At 59.2% G+C, this 19,859-nt stretch carries 17 protein-coding genes; 11 read left to right on the top strand and 6 right to left on the bottom strand.

The genetic code is table 11. The features are described from left to right. The first annotated feature begins 8 nt into the window (after positions 1–8). The 7 genes from fdxH (at position 9) to selB (ending at position 7,202) form a co-directional block, all read left to right on the top strand. The gene (gene fdxH, locus H5P17_RS12850; protein WP_020824680.1) at positions 9–908 is read left to right on the top strand and encodes a formate dehydrogenase subunit beta; all 900 of its coding nucleotides are present in this window, start codon (positions 9–11) and stop codon (positions 906–908) included. Then, the gene (gene fdoI, locus H5P17_RS12845; RefSeq protein ID WP_013810963.1) at positions 905–1,540 is read left to right on the top strand and encodes a formate dehydrogenase cytochrome b556 subunit; all 636 of its coding nucleotides are present in this window, start codon (positions 905–907) and stop codon (positions 1,538–1,540) included. Before fdxH ends, fdoI begins: the two co-directional genes overlap by 4 nt. Beyond that, on the top strand, positions 1,540–2,469 hold the full coding sequence (fdhE, locus tag H5P17_RS12840) for a formate dehydrogenase accessory protein FdhE (RefSeq protein WP_182823332.1): 930 nt from the start codon (positions 1,540–1,542) through the stop codon (positions 2,467–2,469). Before fdoI ends, fdhE begins: the two co-directional genes overlap by 1 nt. Positions 2,470–2,617: 148 nt before the next feature. Next, positions 2,618–3,265: a DcrB-related protein gene (locus H5P17_RS12835; protein ID WP_182823330.1), complete on the top strand. Its 648-nt coding sequence runs from the start codon at positions 2,618–2,620 to the stop codon at positions 3,263–3,265. Between the two features lie 34 nt (positions 3,266–3,299). Then, a complete protein-coding gene (locus H5P17_RS12830) occupies positions 3,300–3,905 on the top strand; it encodes a glutathione S-transferase (protein ID WP_182823328.1) in 606 nt (201 codons plus the stop codon). 67 nt (positions 3,906–3,972) lie between these two features. Next, the gene (gene selA, locus H5P17_RS12825; RefSeq protein WP_182823326.1) at positions 3,973–5,364 is read left to right on the top strand and encodes an L-seryl-tRNA(Sec) selenium transferase; all 1,392 of its coding nucleotides are present in this window, start codon (positions 3,973–3,975) and stop codon (positions 5,362–5,364) included. Continuing rightward, complete coding sequence (selB, locus tag H5P17_RS12820; RefSeq protein ID WP_182823324.1) at positions 5,361–7,202, top strand: selenocysteine-specific translation elongation factor; 1,842 nt, start codon at positions 5,361–5,363, stop codon at positions 7,200–7,202. The genes selA and selB overlap by 4 nt, the downstream gene beginning before the upstream one ends. A 23-nt stretch (positions 7,203–7,225) precedes the next feature. On the opposite strand, the gene H5P17_RS12815 is transcribed toward selB, so the two are convergent. After that, entirely contained in the window at positions 7,226–8,473 is a 1,248-nt protein-coding gene (locus H5P17_RS12815; RefSeq protein WP_182823322.1) for an MFS transporter, read from the bottom strand. A gap of 219 nt (positions 8,474–8,692) precedes the next feature. Between H5P17_RS12815 and H5P17_RS12810 the strand changes: the two genes are divergently transcribed. Continuing rightward, positions 8,693–9,685 (top strand): acyltransferase, encoded by a 993-nt coding sequence (locus tag H5P17_RS12810; protein WP_182823320.1) that lies wholly within the window; start codon positions 8,693–8,695, stop codon positions 9,683–9,685. Here the strand turns inward: H5P17_RS12810 and H5P17_RS12805 are convergent. The 5 genes from H5P17_RS12805 to xylA form a co-directional block, all read right to left on the bottom strand. Further along, positions 9,680–10,603: a GlxA family transcriptional regulator gene (locus tag H5P17_RS12805; protein ID WP_182823318.1), complete on the bottom strand. Its 924-nt coding sequence runs from the start codon at positions 10,601–10,603 to the stop codon at positions 9,680–9,682. The two genes, H5P17_RS12810 and H5P17_RS12805, sit on opposite strands and share 6 nt — an antisense overlap. A 2-nt stretch (positions 10,604–10,605) precedes the next feature. Beyond that, positions 10,606–11,157, bottom strand: coding sequence for a cysteine hydrolase family protein (locus H5P17_RS12800; RefSeq protein ID WP_044554343.1), 552 nt, complete (start codon positions 11,155–11,157; stop codon positions 10,606–10,608). Positions 11,158–11,256: 99 nt separating this feature from the next. Further along, positions 11,257–12,651: an amidohydrolase family protein gene (locus H5P17_RS12795; RefSeq protein ID WP_182823316.1), complete on the bottom strand. Its 1,395-nt coding sequence runs from the start codon at positions 12,649–12,651 to the stop codon at positions 11,257–11,259. 143 nt (positions 12,652–12,794) lie between these two features. Next, positions 12,795–14,246, bottom strand: coding sequence for a xylulokinase (gene xylB / locus H5P17_RS12790; protein WP_182823314.1), 1,452 nt, complete (start codon positions 14,244–14,246; stop codon positions 12,795–12,797). 46 nt (positions 14,247–14,292) lie between these two features. Further along, positions 14,293–15,612 (bottom strand): xylose isomerase, encoded by a 1,320-nt coding sequence (gene xylA / locus H5P17_RS12785; protein WP_182823312.1) that lies wholly within the window; start codon positions 15,610–15,612, stop codon positions 14,293–14,295. A 356-nt stretch (positions 15,613–15,968) separates the two neighbouring features. Between xylA and xylF the strand changes: the two genes are divergently transcribed. The 3 genes from xylF to xylH are packed head-to-tail and all read left to right on the top strand — an operon-like array spanning position 15,969 to position 19,697. After that, a complete protein-coding gene (xylF, locus tag H5P17_RS12780) occupies positions 15,969–16,964 on the top strand; it encodes a D-xylose ABC transporter substrate-binding protein (protein ID WP_020824692.1) in 996 nt (331 codons plus the stop codon). A 29-nt stretch (positions 16,965–16,993) separates the two neighbouring features. Next, positions 16,994–18,535: a xylose ABC transporter ATP-binding protein gene (locus tag H5P17_RS12775; protein WP_182823309.1), complete on the top strand. Its 1,542-nt coding sequence runs from the start codon at positions 16,994–16,996 to the stop codon at positions 18,533–18,535. Further along, positions 18,513–19,697: a xylose ABC transporter permease XylH gene (xylH, locus tag H5P17_RS12770; protein ID WP_182823307.1), complete on the top strand. Its 1,185-nt coding sequence runs from the start codon at positions 18,513–18,515 to the stop codon at positions 19,695–19,697. Before H5P17_RS12775 ends, xylH begins: the two co-directional genes overlap by 23 nt. Positions 19,698–19,859 lie beyond the last annotated feature (162 nt).

Below are 19,859 nucleotides of genomic sequence, written 5' to 3'. Positions count from 1 at the left end.
GACGAATTATGGCAATGCAATCTCAGGACATCATTCGTAAATCCGCCACCAATGGTTTCACGCCGGCGCCGCGCGCCCGTGACCACCAGGAAGAAGTGGCCAAACTGATCGATGTCACCACCTGTATCGGCTGCAAAGCCTGTCAGGTGGCCTGTTCCGAATGGAACGACATTCGCGACGAAGTCGGGCACAACGTCGGGGTTTACGATAACCCCGCCGATCTGACCGCCAAGTCGTGGACGGTGATGCGCTTCTCCGAAGTGGAGGAAAACGGCAAGCTGGAGTGGCTGATCCGCAAGGACGGCTGCATGCACTGCGCCGACCCGGGCTGCCTGAAGGCCTGCCCATCGGAAGGGGCGATCATCCAGTACGCCAACGGCATCGTCGACTTCCAGTCTGAGCACTGTATCGGCTGCGGTTACTGCATCGCCGGTTGCCCGTTCGACGTGCCGCGCATGAACAAGGATGACAATCGGGTGTACAAGTGCACCCTGTGCGTCGACCGCGTTGATGTCGGCCAGGAACCGGCCTGCGTGAAAACCTGCCCGACCGGCGCTATTCACTTCGGCACCAAGGAAGCGATGAAGCAGGTCGCCGCCGATCGCGTCAGCGAGCTGAACACCCGTGGCTATCAGAACGCCGGTCTGTACGATCCGGCGGGCGTTGGCGGCACCCACGTCATGTACGTGCTGCACCACGCGGACAAACCGCAGCTGTATCACGGTTTGCCGGATAACCCGAGCATCAGCCCGGCGGTCACGTTCTGGAAAGGCGTGTGGAAACCCCTGGCGGCCATCGGCTTTGCCGCCACCTTTGCAGCGAGCGTGTTCCACTACGTCGGCGTCGGGCCAAACCGCGTCGAAGAGGAAGACAACGACGAGCTGCACGATGAGGAGACGCGCAAATGAAGAAGGAAAAGCGTATTCAGCGCTACAGCGCGCCGGAGCGGATTAACCACTGGATCGTGGCGTTCTGCTTTGTGTTCGCCGCCATCAGCGGGCTGGGGTTCTTTTTCCCCTCCTTCAACTGGTTGATGAACATTTTCGGTACGCCGCAGCTGGCGCGCATTCTGCACCCCTTTGTCGGCGTGATTATGTTTGCGGCCTTCCTGCTGATGTTCCTGCGCTATTGGAAGCATAATCTGATCAATCGCGAGGATATCGTCTGGGCCAAAAACATCCATAAAATCGCCATGAACGAGGAAGTGGGTGACACTGGGCGTTATAATTTCGGTCAGAAGTGCGTATTCTGGGCGGCAATCATTAGCCTGGTGTTGCTGTTGGCCAGCGGTGTGGTGATCTGGCGGCCTTACTTTGCGCCGTCGTTCCCGATACCGCTGATCCGCATTGCGCTGCTGGTGCATTCGCTGGCTGCGGTTGGTCTGATCATCGTGATTATGGTGCACATTTACGCCGCGTTGTGGGTAAAAGGCACCATTACCGCGATGGTGGAAGGCTGGGTGCCGGCGGCCTGGGCTAAAAAACATCACCCGCGCTGGTACCGAGAGGTCCGCGAGAAACAACAGGAAGACAAACCCTGATGAGCATCCGCATCGTTCCTAAAGAGCAGTTAGGGGCACAGCGCGAGAAGTCCACAACGGCGGAGACCATCCCGCCGTTACTTTTCGCTAATCTGAAAAGCCTGTACAGCCGCCGCGCTGAACGCCTGCGTAAGCTGGCGATCGACAACCCGCTGGGCGACTACCTGAATTTTGCTGCCCAACTGGCCGAAGCGCAGCACCATGCGTTGCACGACAACCCGCTGACGCTTGATCTTACCGAAGTTCTGCAACAGGGGGCCGACAGCGGCAAACCGCCGCTGGATCTGAGCGTTTTCCCGCGTAGCCAACACTGGCACCGGTTGCTGACATCGCTGATTGCCGAGCTGCGCCCGCAGGCGCCGGAACACATTCTGGCGGTGTTGGATAACCTGGAAAAAGCCTCGGCGCACGAGCTGGAATTGTTGGCCGACGCGTTGCTTAACCAGGACTTCGGCAAGATCGGCAGCGAAAAAGCGCCGTTCATCTGGGCCGCGCTGTCGCTCTATTGGGCGCAGATGGCCAGCCTTATCCCCGGCAAGGCGCGCGCCGAGTACGGCGAACACCGTCAATTCTGCCCGGTGTGCGGCAGCATCCCGGTTTCCAGCGTGGTACATATCGGCACCATCAGCGGCCTGCGCTATTTGCACTGCAACCTGTGCGAAAGCGAGTGGCACGTGGTGCGGATCAAATGCAGCAACTGTGAGCAGACCCGCGATCTCAACTATTGGTCGCTGGGCACCGAGCTGGCATCGGTTAAAGCGGAAAGCTGCGGTGACTGCGGTACCTACCTGAAGATTTTGTATCAGGAAAAAGACCCGCAGGTTGAGGCCGTCGCCGACGATCTGGCCACGCTGGTGCTCGACGCCAAAATGGAAGACGAAGGCTTTGCCCGCAGCAGCATCAATCCGTTCCTGTTCCCGGGGTCGTAAGATCGCCGCGCACTCTGCTATGGGCTGAATATATTCGGTCCATAGCATTTACCGGATGAGTAATTTCGGACGGGGATTCTGGCATTCGCCCGGGCGAGTTGCTACGTTTACGCAATGACGCGCGAAGCGAAAGGAAAAGGGACAGACGATGTTGAAGACCATTGCGAAATTCACTGCGGTTGCTGTTTTAGCGGTTGGGTTGGCGGCCTGTGACAACAAGGACGATACCAAGCCGGAGATACCAAAGCCGGATCCCAAACCGACCGTCACGCAGCCTGCACCGCCACCGCCGGTGGTCGAGACCCCGCCAGCGCCGCCTCCGGGGCTGAAAGTCTCGATGCAAAAGGGCAAGATTACCTTTGAACTGCCGCCGGGCTTTAGCGATCAGACCGAAAACAGCGGCATCGTCAACGACAGCCAATCCACCATTCAGCGCTTCCTCGACGGGAAATCGCGCCAGAGTACCGTCTCTTCCGAAGTGATCCCGCCTGACGGCATGAAGCTCAACGGCAGCGATAAAATGCTCAAGGATCTGACGCAGAGCATGCTCACCGAACTGGCCGATCGCTATCAAAATATTCGGACCACCAAAGAAGAGAATTTCACCGTCGGCAAGCAGAAGTTCCATCGGTTGGACACCGAGCAGAGCGTCAGCGGGCAGAAGGTGGTGTCTACCATTATGCTGACGGTGTTCAACAAGCGGGTGGTGACGCTGCAAATGCTGTCGCCGGCCAAAACGCCGGAAGCGCACCAGGCGCTGGTCCAGAAGGTTATCGACACGCTGGCGGTGCAATAACAACTTTGTGGTTTGCAAGCCGAGGGGAAGACTGATGAAGCTTATTGGCAGTTACACCAGCCCTTTTGTCCGCAAGATTTCCGTGATGCTGCTGGAAAAGGGAATGGCGTTCGAATTCGTTAACGATCCGCCGTATGAACCGGGCAGCCGGGTGGTTGAGCTGAACCCCTTGGCCAAAGTGCCGGTGCTGGTGGCCGATGATGGCGCCGTATTTTACGACTCGCGGGTGATTGCCGAATACCTCGAGCTGTTGTCCGTGGCCCCGGCGTTTTTACCTGCCGAACGCGCCGCCGCGTTGCGGATACGCCAGGTGGAAGCCTTGGCCGATGGCGTGACGGAAGCTGCCGCCACGCTGTTTCGCGAGAGCAAGCGGGCGTCGGAAAAACAGGACGAAAACTGGATCTTGCGCCAGCGAGACAAGCTGACGCACGGACTGGATGCGCTGGAAAAACTGGCGCAGGAAAAAACGTTGCTCAATGCCGAAGCGCTGACGCTGGCGGATATCGCTACCGGCTGTGCGCTGGGCTACCTGAATTTCCGCCGCATCATGCCCAACTGGTGTGTCGAGCGACCGGCGCTGATCAAACTGGCCGAACGGCTGTTTGCCCGCGAAAGCTTTGCCCGCACCTTGCCCCCCTGATCTCCCTCACCCCGCTGCGGCGGGGTTTTACTTGATGCCGAGACCTCTACACTGAAACCGAGCGACCATGAGCACTGAATCCCAGCTTCTTTACAGCCAGTTACCCGCCATCGATCGCCTGCTGCGCGATCCCGCTATCGAACCGCTGGTTACGCAGCACGGACAAACGCTGATTGGCGAGTTACTGCGTCAATTGCAACTGCAGGCGCGTGAAACCATTAAGCACCATCAAAGGTTACCCGACTGGTGCGGCGACTGGGCACAGGCGCTCAGCGCGGGGCTGGAGCAATGGCAGCGCCCGGCATTGGCGCCGGTATTCAACCTCAGCGGCACCGTGCTGCACACCAACCTTGGCCGGGCCCTGCTGGCGCAGCCGGTGATAGAGGCGGTGACAGATTCCATGAGTGCGGCGGTGACGCTGGAATACGATCTGGACGGTGCCGGCCGTGGGCACCGCGATCGCGCGGTGGCGGATTTATTGTGCCAACTGACCGGCGCGGAAGACGCCTGCATCGTCAACAACAATGCGGCTGCGGTGCTGCTGATGCTGGCGGCGATCGCCCCCGGCAAGCAGGTGGTGGTGTCACGTGGCGAACTGGTGGAAATTGGCGGCGCGTTTCGTATTCCGGATGTCATGCGCCAGGCCGGTTGCCAACTGGTGGAGGTCGGCACGACCAACCGCACCCACCTGAAAGATTACCGCAACGCGATTAATGAACAGACCGGGCTGCTGATGAAGGTGCATACCAGCAATTACAGCATCCAGGGCTTTACCGCCGCGGTGGAGGAAGCCGAACTGGCGCAGCTCGGCGCAGAGCATGGCTTGCCGACCGCCACCGATCTGGGCAGCGGCTCGTTGATTGATATGGCGCAATACGGTCTGCCGGCAGAACCCATGCCGCAGCGATTGCTCGCCGCCGGGGTAGATTTGGTGACGTTCTCCGGCGACAAGCTGCTCGGCGGCCCGCAGGCCGGCATCATCGTAGGCAAAAAGGCGCTGATCGCCCGGCTACAGCAACACCCGCTGAAGCGTGCGCTGCGCGTTGGCAAACTGACGCTGGCGGCGCTGGAAGCGACCTTACGGCTTTATCAACAGCCCGAACTGTTGGCACAACGGCTGCCGACGCTGCGGCTATTGACCCGCCCGCAGCAGGCGATGCAGGACTCTGCCGAACGCCTGTTGCAGGCGCTGGCGCCGCAGTTTGCCGGGCAATTCCAACTGCGTACCGAACCCTGCTGGTCGCAGATTGGCAGCGGTTCATTGCCGGTCGATCGGCTGCCCAGCTATGCTTTGACCTTTGCGCCGCTCGATGGCCGTGGCGCAACGCTGGAAGCGCTGGCAGAGCGCTGGCGTCGGCTGCCGCAGCCGGTGATAGGCCGCATTAACGACGGCAGGCTGTGGCTCGATCTGCGCTGTCTGGAGCAGGAAGACGCGCTGATTGAGGCCCTGAGCGCATGATTATTGCTACCGCCGGCCATGTCGATCATGGCAAAACTACCCTGCTGCAAGCGATCTCCGGGATCAATGCGGATCGCCTGCCGGAAGAGAAACGCCGTGGCATGACCATAGATCTGGGTTATGCCTACTGGCCGCAACCCGATGGCCGGGTGTTGGGCTTTATCGACGTGCCGGGACACGAGAAATTCCTCGCCAATATGCTGGCGGGCGTTGGCGGCATTGACCATGCCTTGCTGGTGGTGGCTTGCGATGATGGCGTCATGGCGCAAACCCGCGAGCACCTGGCGATATTGCGATTGAGCGGGCGTCCGGCGCTGACGGTGGCCTTGACCAAAGCCGATCGGGTGGATGAAGCGCGTGTCGATGAGGTTCGACAGCAGCTTGACGAGGAGCTGACGCGCCAGGGTTGGCCACAGGCACCGGTGTTTGTCACCGCCGCGCCGCAGTCGCAGGGGATCGACGCACTGCGCGCCCATTTGCTGGCGTTGCAGCCTGACGAACATGCGGTAACGCGCCGCTTCCGCCTGGCGGTCGATCGCGCGTTCAGCGTGAAAGGCGCCGGTCTGGTGGTAACCGGTACCGCGTTGGGGGGACAGGTCGCGGTGGGCGATACGCTGTGGCTGACCGGCGCTGACGCGCCGGTGCGGGTGCGCGGTTTGCACGCGCAAAACCAACCGGCTGAGCAAGCGCAGGCTGGGCAGCGCATTGCGCTGAATATTAGCGGTGACGTCAGCAAAGAGCAGGTCGCCCGCGGCGATTGGTTGCTGGCGCAAAAGCCGGCGATCGCCGCCGAACGAATTCTGGTGGCATTAGATAAGGATTTGCCGATAAAGCACTGGCAGCCGCTGCATTTGCATCATGCCGCCAGCCATATCACCGGACGTGTTTCGTTGCTCAGTGATGGGCTGGCAGAACTGATCCTCGACCGTCCGCTATGGCTGGCCGAAAACGACCGGCTGGTGCTGCGCGATATTGGCGCACGCCAAACCCTGGGCGGCGCAAGGGTGCTGAGCTTGACGACGCCCAAACGCGGTAAGCGCCAACCCGAGTATTTGGCCTGGCTGACGGCGTTGGCGCAGGCCGACGATGACTGTCAGGTGCTGGCGCTGCATTTGCCCAAGGGCGCGCTGGATCTGGCGGCCTTTGCCTGGGCGCGACAACTGACCGAGAAACCGCTGGCGGCGTTGTTGGCGAGTCATGAGTTGCTGATTGCCGGCGATAGGGCATTGGCGCAGGAGAATGCACAGCTGGACCAGCAGCGCCTGTTGCAGGTGTTGGCCGAGTATCATCAGCAGCATGCCGATCAGCTCGGCCTGGGGCGTGCGCGCCTGCGGCGCATGGCGGTACCGCAACTGTCTGAGCCATTGGCATTTATGATGATCGATCGGCTGCTGGCAGCCGGTTTGCTTAGCAATACGCGCGGGTGGCTGCACCTGCCGGAGCACGGTTTGGCGTTCAGCGCCGAAGAGCAAATCCTGTGGGCCCGTATTGAGCCGCTGTTCGGCGACGAGGCTTGGTGGGTGCGCGATCTGGCTGCTGAATTGGGCGAGGATGAGGCGCAGGTGAGGACCACGCTGCGTAAAGCTGCTCAGTTGGGCCATGTCACGGCCGTGGTGGTGGATCGTTACTATCTTAGCCAACGGATAGAACAATTCGCCGCGTTGATCCGTGAATTGGATGAAACGCAGGGCAGCGCCAACGCCGCCGATTTTCGTGACCGGCTCGGCGTGGGCCGTAAACTGGCCATTCAGGTGCTGGAATTTTTCGACCGCAGCGGATTCACCCGCCGCAAGGGTAATCAACACCTGCTGCGGGACGGCGGACTTTTTGGTGGGTAAGCGGGGCATTTGCCCCGCTTGAATTATAACGCAGCGTTGGGCGTCGGCGTTGCATCGCCGCTGCGGCGTTTGCTGAGGAACAGCGCCACCAGTGCCAGCCAGCACAGGCCACTGAGCAGGTTGAACAGATTGAACAGCCCGCTGCCGCCCCACACGTAAGCCACTTTTGCCAGCTCGATACCGACGGTGAACACCATCATGCTCAACATGCCCATGGTGGCGGAGACCGTGCCTTTGCTGACGTTGCTCGAGAACAGCGTCAAACGGTACAGCCCGGCGTTGGCCAGCCCGATACCGTAGGCATACAGGCTGAGACCCGCGGTCATCCACAGGTAGGCATGGCTGGAGAATATCGTCGCCAGCGCCGCGATCAGCAGACCCACCATCATCGGCCCGGCACCCAATTTGATCAGGCGCGGTACGCTGTTCTTGCCGGTCAGACGTGCCAGCGTCAGGTTGCCGAGGATCAGTGCACCGAACACCGGAATTTGCAGCAGACCGTAATCCAGCGTCGACAGCGATTCGCCGCTGATCAGGATCACCGGCGATTGGGCAATCCAGGCCAGCAGCGGCAGGCTGGCGAAACCGATGGCCAATGCGCCGCAGATAAAGCGACGGTTGGACAGTACCTGACGATAGTCGCGCCACAGGTTGGCGGCCGAGAATTTCTCACCTTGCAGCGAGGCCGTTTCCGGCATCGCTTTCCACAGGCCATAAAAGGCAAACGCCGCCAGTGCGGCGAACAGCACGAACATGCTCTGCCACGGCGCGACGTGGATCAGCGCTGCACCGGCCAAGGGCCCGAGCAGCGGGGCGATCAGCGCCACGTTGGCCATCAGCGCGGTGATTTTGATGCACACCGACTCTTCAAACGACTCCTGGATCGTGGCGTAACCCACGGCGCCGATAAAGCACAGGCCAATCCCCTGCAGGAAGCGCATAAAGATAAACTGTTCGATGCTGGTCACCAGCAAAATGGCCAGGCAGGCGACGATAAAGAACGCCACGCCGGCCAGCATGACCGGGCGACGCCCGCGACGATCCGACAACGGCCCCAGCAGCCATTGCAGGAAAATACCGCCGGCCAGATAAGCGGTCATTGAGGTTGGCACCCACTCTTCACCGGCGTTGAAATCGGCCACTACTGCCAACATGCCAGGCTGGATCATATCGTTGGCGATATAGGTAGCGAACTCGAACAGCACCAGACAAAGCGGGAATAAAAGCGCCTGTCGACCCAAGCGAGCCGCAGGTGGTAACGTTGTTTTCATATTTATCGTACTGAAAGTAAAGAAGAAATAAGGAACTGCCAGGGCGGGAAGCGCAATCTGAGCGAGTTGTGGCGGCTATTTTGCCGCCAATTGTTCACCTTAGCAACGATAAGGTGTTGTTTCAGCACATTCTGATATTCGCCGCCGGGGTTGCCACCTGCACCTTCGCTCTATAACCTCATTTTAACAAACCAAGATGACAACATTGCGGGCGCGCTTTTGAGCAATAAAATTGGCTGGATAGATAACTTGCGCGCAGTGGCGTGCATGATGGTGGTGATGATCCACGCCACCACCTACTACGTCACCAGCGGAGTGGCGGTGGGCGAACATAACTGGGACATCGCCAACGTGCTGAACTCTTTATCGCGCGTTTCGGTACCCTTGTTTTTCATGATTTCCGGCTACCTGTTTTTCGGCGAGAAAAGCGCCGGCAAAAAGCATTTCATCCGCATTGGCTGCTGTATCGCGTTTTACAGCGCGGTGGCGCTGATTTATATCGCGGCGTTTACCAAAATCGGTTTCTGGCCGTCGCTGCGCGGCATATTGTTAAAGCCGGTGTTCTATCATCTGTGGTTCTTCTATGCGATTGCGGTGATTTATCTTCTGTCGCCGCTGATCAACGTCAAACCGGTATCACGCCGCTACCTTGCCGGCGTGCTGGTGATCCTGGCGGTGATTGCCAATCCCAATACCAGCCCGCTGACCCTGGGTAACGCTCACCTGCTGCCGGTCAATCTGTATATCTACGGGGACACCTTTTACTACCTGCTGTACGCGTTGGCCGGCCGGGCGATTGGCATGATGGAAACTCAGGGGCGAGGCGTCAGTTGGCTGGCGGCACTGGGGTTTGTGGCTAGCGTGGCGCTGATCGTTCAGGGCACCAAAAGCCAGATGTTCATCAACGGCAACTTTGCCGATACCTACTACATCTACTGTGGGCCGCTGGTGTTTATCGCTGCGGTATCCCTGGTGGTGTGGTTCAAAAATTGTCTGTCCGAGCCGATAGGTTGGTTGGCGACTTTTTCCCGACATTCGCTGGCGATCTACGGTTTTCACGCCATTATCGTCAATTTTATGCGCAGCCGTCACCTGACGCTGACCGCCCATCCGTTACTGGATATCTTTTGGGTATTTGGCGTGGCGCTGGCGCTCAGCCTGCTGTTGTCGATGGGGCTGCAGAAAATAGACCCTCGGCGACTGGTGTCATAACGCGGTTGAGCCGCGCTGCTGGGCACGTCGCAGTTGACGACCGGAGGAAAAACCCGCCGCCAGCGCTGCCTTTTCCAGCCCGTAGCCTTGTTGCAATCGTTGCTGCGCCACCGCCAGCCGCAGCTGTTCATGGTATTCACGCACGCTGATGCCGACATGGCTACGGAACAGCCTGGCCAAATGGCGGCTGCTGACATGGGCCTTTTCCGCCACCTGAGGTACTGACCACTCGGCCTCGGGTTCGGCGGCCATCACGTCTTGCGCACGGTGCACCGCCGGGTGCAGATGGTTGCGGTAACGCAGCCAGGGGGAGAGCTGTGGGTCATCGCCGGAACGGCGAAAATACACCACCATTTCGCGGGCAATCTCCATTGCGCGTATTGCTCCGCATTGGCGGTTAATCAAATGCAGCGCCAGATCGATACCGGCGGTAATGCCGGCGCTGGTATACAGGTTGCGGTCTTCAACAAAGATACGGTTCTCTTTCACCTGCGCGGCCGGGGCCTGCTGACGCATGCGTTCGATCACATCATGGTGGGTGGTGCACTGATAGCCGTCGAGTAGCCCGGCCTGCGCCGCCAGCAGGGCGCCGGAGCAGATACAGACCAGCGTGATGCGTTGCTGCCGCAAATCGGGTTGCAGCGCCGCCAGCCAGTGGCGGGCCTGTTCGGCCGCCTGATGGTCGAAATCGCTGCGTGAATCGCGTGCGCCTGGTACCACCACAATAGCGCCGTCTTCCAGTCGGGCAGGCAGCGGCTGCAGCTGGCTCAACGTCATGCCAATCGAGCAGGTGATCTGCGGCAGCGGGCTGATGTAGTGCAGGCTGAATACCCCGGCCAAACGCAGGGTCTCGGCCGGGCCGCTGACGTCCAGCGACAGCGCGTTGGGCAACATCAAAAAGTAGACGGCCTGCGGCATGATTACTCCTGTGAGAGTTGCGCCAGCACGGCATCCACGCTGGCGAGCTGGGCGAAGCGGTCGACCAGCACCGTCTCAGTATGCCGCTTGAGCTGTTCGGTGGTAAAGACTTCTCCATTGGGATGCTGCATCGGGAAAGTCATCGTGGCCTCGGTAACGAAAGTCACCCGATAGCCGAGATCGGACGCCACCCGGGTGGTGGTTTCGCAGCACTGTTCGGTGCGGATGCCCGAGATAATCAAGTGATCGATATCCCGTTGGCGCAGCCAGGCGTCCAGACCGGATTCGGTCAGTGCATTGTGCACCTGTTTATGAACGGTGACGTCTGCCTGATGGGTGAGGAACGGCAGCGGTTTTACCCAGCCGGATGCCAGGGAAAACGGCCCCTCCGGTGAGACGTGGAAAACATCAACCAGGGCTGCGCCCTGCCGACGACAGCCTTCGATCAGCCGTGTCAGTGCCTGCTGGAAAGCGGGCAGATCTTCTTCCTGCCAGAATGGGCGATGCTGGAATGATTGTTGAACATCGATGATCAATAACGCGCTCTGTGACATTTTCGGCCCTCCGCCAATGGGTATGACGCCATACTGCGCCGTTATCTCATCTGGCAGAAGGCCAAAAACGGCCATCATGGTGGCATCAACGGACCAGCATCAGGCTTTGCCGACCTGGCCAGCGACCAGCCGTCCCTGATGGAAGGTGGCCGTGCGCGCCGGCAGGCGGGCCACCGCTTCGGCGGAGCAACTGGCGTTGACCAGCACAAACTCGGCGTTGTCTCCGGCCTGCGGCCAAACCCGTTGGCCTTTGTCGTTCAGCGGCAGCACGCCACCGGTAGAGATTGCCATGGCACGGGAGAGGTGGAATTCGTCGGAGCCGCGGTAAAGTTGGGCGTAAAGATTGGCCTTTTCCAGAATGTCGCCGCTGCCGAACGGTGACCAATGGTCGATCACGCTGTCGGTTCCGGTCATCACAAATACCCCTTTTTCACTGAGCTGCGGCAGCGGCATCATCAGCCCGCCAATCGGCACCGTAGAGGCGATGGTGATTTGCTGCGCCGCCAGCCGGCTAGCGGTTTCCTCCAGTTCATTCGGGTTCAGCACGGTCAGGGCAAACGCATGGCTGATGGTGACTTTACCGCGCAGCGCCGGGTTCTTTTCTACGGTGGCGATCATGTAGTTGATTGCCGCAACCCCGGCGGGGCTGGTTTCATGCAGGTGGATATCGACGCCTTTGCCGGTGTCGAGCGCAATCTGGAACATCGCGTCCAGCGACTTCTCCATGGCGCCGTCGACGTTGGTCGGATCCAGCCCGCCGACGTATTGCACCCCCATCTGCATGGCTTCGCGCATCAAGCCGTCGACTTTGGAATGCAGCAGGCCATGCTGCGGGAAGGCGACGATTTCACAGCTGAAATCCGCCCGGTGGTTTTCCAACGCGAGTTGCAGGTGTTCCAGGCTTTTCAGCCCGCTGACCGGATCGATATTGCAGTGGCTGCGCGCTACGGTGCTGCCCTTGGATTGCAGTAAGGCGATCAGGTTTTCCGCACGCTGCTGCGAGGTGGGCAACAGCTTGGGGATCAAGGTCTGTTCGAGCGCGATCATGTCCATGATGGTTTTGCCCTGGCGTGGGCGCGGTGCCTGCCATGGGCCGCTGTAGAAGGTTTTATCCAGATGGATATGCATGTCGCGAAATGCCGGCAGCAGCAGTTGGCCCTGTGCCTGATAGCGCGCTACGCCAGCGGGAGGCGTTGCCTCTTTCGGGTGAAGGGCGGCAATTTTGCCGTCTTTGATTTCAAGCTGATATAGCGCGGTGCGGGTGCCGATCACCGTCTCGCCATCGTATTCGAAACCTTCTTCAAGTCGGACGTCGCTGAGCCAGTAATGGCTATCGGTCAGGGTCATGGGCGTGCTCTCTGGTATACATGCGCTGCTCGTTGGCGCGGCGGCTTGCGCCACGCCCCCCGTCAGGCCAATGACTGCACAGGCGGTGGTGAGCTTGCCGGTTTGGCTGAGGAAAGCTCTGCGGCTTTGTTGTTGGTTTTTTTCCACGTTCAATTCCTTAATCCAGAGGTGAGGTGCGTCAAAAGACAGCCACCAATTTAGGAGAGGAGCACGCGGGTTGGCAGCGACATTTGCCACTGGCGACTATTCGATTTCGCAATGATAAGGGGGCGTGGTTTCGCCCCCGGGTTTTACATCAGTGGCAACAGGAGCGTGTAGAGTTCACGGAAGGTGCTGCGCTGTGCGGTGTACTGCTGGTGGCGCTCGGCATCCGGTGTATGTACCTGTTCCAGCGGCAATTCAGGCAACAATTCAGCCAGTGGGCGCTGCGGGTTCAGGGCAATCTGAGCCAAGCGAGCCGCCCCCAGTGCCGGGCCAACGTCGCCGCCGGTGCGGTATTCCAGCCGCTGACCGCTGATATCCGCCAGCATTTGTCGCCAGAAGGGGCTGCGCGCGCCGCCGCCAATCAGGGTGATACTGGACGGCTGCAGACCGCTGGCGTGCAGCACGTCCATGCCGTCCGCCAGGGCGAAACCAACGCCTTCCAGCACGGCGCGCGCCAGGTCGGTTGGCCCATGTTGGTGAGTCAGGCCCCAGAAGGCGCCTTTGGCGTTAGGGTTGTTGTGCGGCGTACGCTCGCCGGACAGATAGGGCAGGAACCACAGCGGCGCTGCCGGCGGCGGCGCCTGTTCGACGTTGCGCAGCAGGGTAGCGACGTCATTGACGTTGGTCAGTTTGCACACCCAGTCCAAACAGGAGGCGGCGCTGAGCGTGACCGACATCAGGTGCCAGGTGTCGGGCAACGCATGGCAGAAGCTGTGTACCGCGCTGGCCGGGTTGCTGAGAAAGCCGTCGCTGACGGCAAAATAAACGCCGGAGGTACCGAGTGACAACATTGCCTGTCCCGCCTGATACAGACCCACGCCGATCGCTCCGGCGGCATTATCACCGCCGCCGGCCACCACCGGCACTGGCGACATGCCCCAACGTTTGGCCAGTTCAATAGGGGTCTGGCCGGTGATCTGATTGCCTTCGAACAGCCGTGGCATCTGGCGGTGCGTCAGGCCGCAAGCCGCCAGCATCTCCTCGCTCCAGTCGCGCTGCGCCACGTTCAGCCAGCCGGTTCCTGCGGCGTCCGACATGTCGCTGGCGAAGTCGCCGGTGAGGCACCAGCGCAGGTAATCCTTGGGCAGCAGCACCTTGTCTATGCGGTTGAACAGCTCGGGTTCATGCTGCTGTACCCACAGCAGTTTGGGGGCGGTGAAGCCCGGCATCATCAGGTTGCCAGTGATCTTGCGCGATTGCGGCACCGCCTGTTCCAGCGCCAGGCACTGCGCGGCGCTTCTGCCGTCGTTCCACAAGATGGCCGGGCGCAGCACCTGCTGACGTGCATCCAGCAGCGTGGCGCCGTGCATCTGGCCGCTGAGCCCAATGGCTTTTACCTGCTGCAGGCTGTGTTGCTTGCCCAGCGCCAGCATCGCGCGGTCGGTGGCGTGCCACCAGTCCTGCGGGGCCTGTTCTGACCATAGGGGATGAGGACGGGAAATGGGCAGCGATTCACCGTGGCTGGCGAGCAATTGGCCCTGCTCGCTGAGCAAAATGACTTTTACGCCGGAAGTGCCGAGATCGATGCCGATATACATGGTCGAAGATCCTTAAAGGCGCGGCGAAGCGCCGCGCGGGAGTCAGTTAGCCGAACAGATAGCGGTTCATCAGGTTCTCGAGCTGTTCCTGGCGGCCGCTGACGTGCTGCGGCGCCAGTGCATGGCCTTCAGCGTACTGCGCCAAGGCTTCGAGCGACAGTTTGCCCTGCAAAATTTGCTGGCCCAATTCACCATTCCAGCCGGCATAGCGTTTTGCTACCTGCTGATGCAGCTGGCCGTCGGTCACCATTTTTGCCGCGACCTTCAACGCCAGCGCCATGGTATCCATGGCGCCAATATGACCATAGAACAGATCGTATTTGTCGGTGCTTTGGCGGCGGACTTTGGCATCGAAGTTCAACCCACCGGTGGTGAATCCCCCGGCTTTGAGAATTTCGAACATCACCAGCGCGTTCTCCTCTACGCTGATCGGGAATTGGTCGGTATCCCAGCCCAGCTGCGGGTCGCCCCGGTTGGCGTCGACAGAGCCGAAAATGCCCAGCGCAATGGCGGTGGCGATTTCATGGTGGAACGAATGGCCCGCCAGCGTGGCGTGGTTGGCTTCGATATTCACCTTGATCTCTTTTTCCAGGCCGAACTGCTTCAGGAAACCATAGACGGTGGCGACATCGTAGTCGTACTGGTGTTTGGTCGGTTCCTGCGGTTTAGGCTCAATCAGCAGGGTGCCCTGGAAACCGGTTTTGTGCTTATGCTCCACCACCATCTGCATAAAGCGGCCAATTTGCTCGCGTTCCTGGCGCAGATCGGTATTGAGCAAGGTCTCATAGCCTTCACGCCCACCCCACAGCACGTAGTTTTCGCCGCCCAGGCGTTGGGTGGCGTTCATGGCGGTAAACACCTGGGTGGCCGCCCAGCTGAAGATCTCCGGATCCGGGTTGGTGGCGGCACCGGCACCGTAACGCGGATGGGTAAAGCAGTTGGCGGTGCCCCACAGCAGTTTCACGCCGCTGCTGTGCTGCTTTTCTTCCAGCACGTCGGTCATCACCGCAAAGTTGTGCAGATACTCTTTCAGCGAGGCACCTTCCGGTGAGACGTCTACGTCATGGAAGCAGTAGTAAGGAACGTTCAGCTTGTGGAAGAACTCGAATGCCACGTCGGCTTTGCGTTTGGCCAGCGCCAGCGCGTCGCCCGGTTGCTGCCAGGGACGATCGAAGGCGCCGACGCCGAACATGTCTGCGCCGTTCCAGCAGAAGGTATGCCAGTAACAGGCGGCGAAACGCAGGTGTTCCGCCATGCGCTTGCCGAGCACCAGTTCATCCGGATTGTAATGATGGAAGGCCAGCGGATTATGACTGTTCGGCCCTTCATAGCGCACTTGCTCAAGCTGATCAAAATAAGGTTGCATTATCGACTCCTGGGTAGCAATGCCCGAGTTACGGGATGGCTTTATCTTCGGAGTTTGCTACCGGCGGCTCAATTACGTTATTTCACACTTAAATTCACAGAATTATTAAATGTGCGGTAGATCCCATAATAAGGGTTATAACCACTTTTTATTTAAGGCTTATTTCATTTTTATTTGTCGCTGTGCTGTTTTACAGCGTGAAAGCATGACCGCCATCATAAAAATAACATTAAACCAAAAATCGTAATTGGCCGGTAAAAATCAGTAATTGCCGAAGCATAAATAAGCGACAACAATCTGCTCGAAGCTATGTAACCGGCCTATTTCAACTGCCTTCAATAACAAAGGTATATAAGATGAAATTTAAACCTGTGTTCCTTTCGGTCTGCGCGCTGCTGGCGCTGGCCAGCCAACCGGCGTTCAGCAAAGAAGTCAAAATCGGTATGGCGATCGACGATCTGCGCCTGGAGCGCTGGCAAAAAGACCGCGACATCTTCGTCAGCAAAGCCAAGTCGCTGGGGGCAGACGTGTTTGTCCAATCCGCCAACGGCAATGAAGAAACCCAAATGGCGCAGATCGAAAACATGATCAACCGCGGCGTCGACGTGCTGGTGATTATTCCTTATAACGGCCAGGTGCTGAGCAACGTCATCAGCGAAGCCAAACGGGAAGGCATTAAGGTCCTGGCTTACGATCGCATGATCAACAACGCCGACATCGATTTCTATATCTCCTTTGATAATGAAAAGGTTGGCGAGTTGCAGGCGCAAAGCCTGGTGCAGCGGGTGCCGCAGGGCAATTATTTCCTGATGGGCGGCTCGCCGGTGGATAACAACGCCAAGCTGTTCCGTCAGGGACAGATGAAGGTGCTGCAACCGCTGATCGACGGCGGGAAAATCAAGGTGGTGGGCGATCAGTGGGTCGACGGGTGGCTGCCGGAAAACGCATTGAAAATCATGGAGAATGCGCTGACTGCCAACAATAACAAGATTGACGCGGTAGTGGCTTCTAACGATGCCACCGCCGGCGGCGCAATTCAGGCGCTTGCCGCACAGGGCCTGGCGGGTAAAGTGGCCATTTCCGGCCAGGACGCCGATCTGGCGGCGGTGAAGCGTATCGTCGCCGGCACCCAGACCATGACGGTCTATAAGCCAATCAGCAAACTGGCCGATGAGGCTGCGGGCATTGCCGTGCAGCTGGGCAAGGGCGAACAGCCGAAAACCAACGCCAGCTTAAATAACGGCAGCAAAGAAGTGCCCTCCTGGTTATTAACGCCGATCCCGGTGGATAAAGCGAATATTGACAGCACCATTATTGCCGACGGTTTCCACAAAAAAGCCGACATTCAATAATTCCGAAAGCCGGTAATGTGGAGGGAATAATGCCCAACCTATTAGAAATGAAAAATATTACCATGCAGTTCGGTGCGGTTAAGGCGGTGGATAATGTCAGCCTGAAACTGGAAGCTGGCCAGGTATTATCGCTGTGTGGTGAGAACGGTTCGGGAAAATCCACCCTGATGAAAGTGCTGTGCGGAATATATCCGCACGGCAGTTATCAGGGAGATATTTATTTCTCTGACGATTTATTGGCGGCGAAAAATATCCGCGACACCGAGCAGAAAGGCATTGCCATCATTCACCAGGAGCTGGCGCTGGTAAAGCAGATGACGGTGCTGGAAAACATGTTTCTCGGCAATGAATGGCGCCGCTACGGGGTGATGGATTATGACGCCATGTACCTGCGTTGCCGACGCATGCTGGCGCAGGTCAAACTGGAGGTTGATCCCAATACGCCGATTGGCGAACTCGGGTTGGGGCAGCAGCAGCTGGTGGAGATCGCCAAGGCGCTGAACAAACAGGTTCGGCTGCTGGTATTGGATGAACCTACGGCTTCGCTGACGGAAAGTGAAACCGCTACGCTGCTGGCGATCATCGGGGATCTGCGCGATCACGGTATTGCCTGTATTTATATTTCGCACAAGTTGAACGAGGTGAAGGCGATCTCGGATCTGATCTGCGTGATCCGCGATGGCAAGCATATCGGCACCGGTTCGGCGGCGGCGATGAGTGAGGACGACATTATCGCCATGATGGTGGGGCGAGAGCTGACCGAGCTGTATCCGCAACAACAGCATGAGATAGGCGAGGTGATCCTGCAGGTGGATAACCTGACCGCCTGGCATCCGGTAAACCGTCAGGTTCGCCGGGTGGACGATGTCTCCTTCAGCCTGCGGCGCGGCGAGATACTCGGCGTTGCCGGGCTGGTCGGCTCAGGGCGCACCGAAACCATGCAGTGCCTGTTCGGCGTCTACCCCGGTCGTTGGCAGGGCAGCATTACCCTCAATGGTCAGCCGGCCACCATCAACAACTGCCGTCAGGCGATGCGCTACGGCATTGCCATGGTGCCGGAAGACCGCAAGCGTGATGGCATCGTCCCCGTGATGGGTGTCGGGGCCAATATGACGCTGGCGGCGCTGAGTGATTTCAGCGGCATGCTGACGGTGATCGACGACGCACGCGAACAGGCAACCATCCGTCAGTCGCTGGCGCAGCTGAGGGTGAAAACCTCGTCGCCAGAACTGGCTATCGCCCGCTTGAGCGGGGGCAATCAACAGAAGGCGATTCTGGCCAAGTGCCTGCTGCTGAAGCCGAAAATCCTGATTCTGGATGAGCCGACGCGCGGCATCGACATCGGTGCAAAACAAGAAATCTATAAATTAATCAATCAACTGGTACAGCAGGGGATCGCGGTGATCGTGGTTTCTTCCGAGTTGCCGGAAGTGTTGGGATTAAGCGATCGGGTGTTGGTGATGCATCAGGGGCGCATAAAGGCTTCGTTGATCAACCGTGGTTTGACCCAGGAACAGGTGATGGAAGCCGCATTGAGGAGTGAAACAGATGTCGAAAAACACGCAGTCTGAAGCGATGGTAGCGGCAAGGGTGGAGAAAAAAACGGCGGTGAAGCTGAAATCCATCAATTTGCAGGTGTTTGTCATGTTGGCGGCGATAGTCGTCATTATGCTGTTCTTTACCTTTACCACCGAAGGGGCCTATCTCAGCGCGCGTAATATCTCCAACCTGCTGCGTCAGACGGCGATCACCGGCATTTTGGCGGTCGGGATGGTGTTTGTGATCGTTTCGGCGGAAATCGATCTGTCGGTCGGTTCGATGATGGGGCTGCTGGGCGGGGCGGCGGCGATTTTTGACGTCTGGTTCGGTTGGCCGCTGCCGCTGACCATCGTGGTGACGCTGGTGGCCGGTCTGTTGTTGGGGGCCTGGAACGGCTGGTGGGTTGCCTACCGCAAAGTCCCTTCGTTTATCGTCACTCTGGCGGGGATGTTGGCCTTTCGCGGCATCCTGATCGGTATCACCAATGGCACCACGGTGGCACCGACCAGCGGCGCCATGTCGCAAATCGGTCAGAGTTATTTGCCGGGCGGGCTGGGTTTCGGTATCGGCGCGGTGGGGCTGATGCTGTTTGTGGCCTGGCAATGGCGGCGGCGCAGCCGACGCGTACAGCTGGGCCTGCCGGTAGCCACGCCGACCGGTGACGTAACCCGACAAAGCATTTTGGCGCTGCTGGTACTCGGCGCAATCTATTTGCTTAATGACTATCGCGGGGTGCCTACGCCGGTGCTGATCCTCACCGCGCTGATGCTGGCGGGGATATTTATGGCCACCCGCACCGCCTTTGGCCGTCGGATCTACGCCATCGGCGGCAATATTGACGCTGCGCGCCTGTCGGGCGTCAACGTCGAGCGCACCAAACTGGCGGTGTTCGCCATCAACGGTCTGATGGTGGCGATTGCCGGTCTGATCCTCAGTTCGCGACTGGGCGCCGGTTCGCCTTCGGCAGGCAATATTGCCGAGCTGGACGCCATCGCTGCCTGCGTGATTGGCGGCACCAGCCTGGCGGGAGGCATAGGCAGCGTTGCCGGGGCGGTGATGGGGGCGTTTATTATGGCCTCGCTGGATAACGGCATGAGCATGTTGGACGTACCGACTTTCTGGCAGTACATCGTCAAGGGGGCCATTTTGCTGCTGGCGGTGTGGATGGATTCCGCCACCAAGCGCCGGGCATAAGAATCGCGCCCGCGGTCACAGTTATGAGGTGATGCTTGCTGCTCTCGCAGAGAATACCCTGTAGCTTTCAAGTTGCAGCCAGGCGACTCACTCGCCATCCCCAGACAGGGTAGGGGCGCTGCATGCTGCGCCCGCCTTAATCGGGGCGAATTTATTCGCCCC

Source organism: Serratia sp. OS31 (genome assembly GCF_014164835.1).
Taxonomy (GTDB): domain Bacteria; phylum Pseudomonadota; class Gammaproteobacteria; order Enterobacterales; family Enterobacteriaceae; genus Serratia; species Serratia liquefaciens_A.
This window is presented reverse-complemented; position numbering and strand designations above follow the sequence as displayed.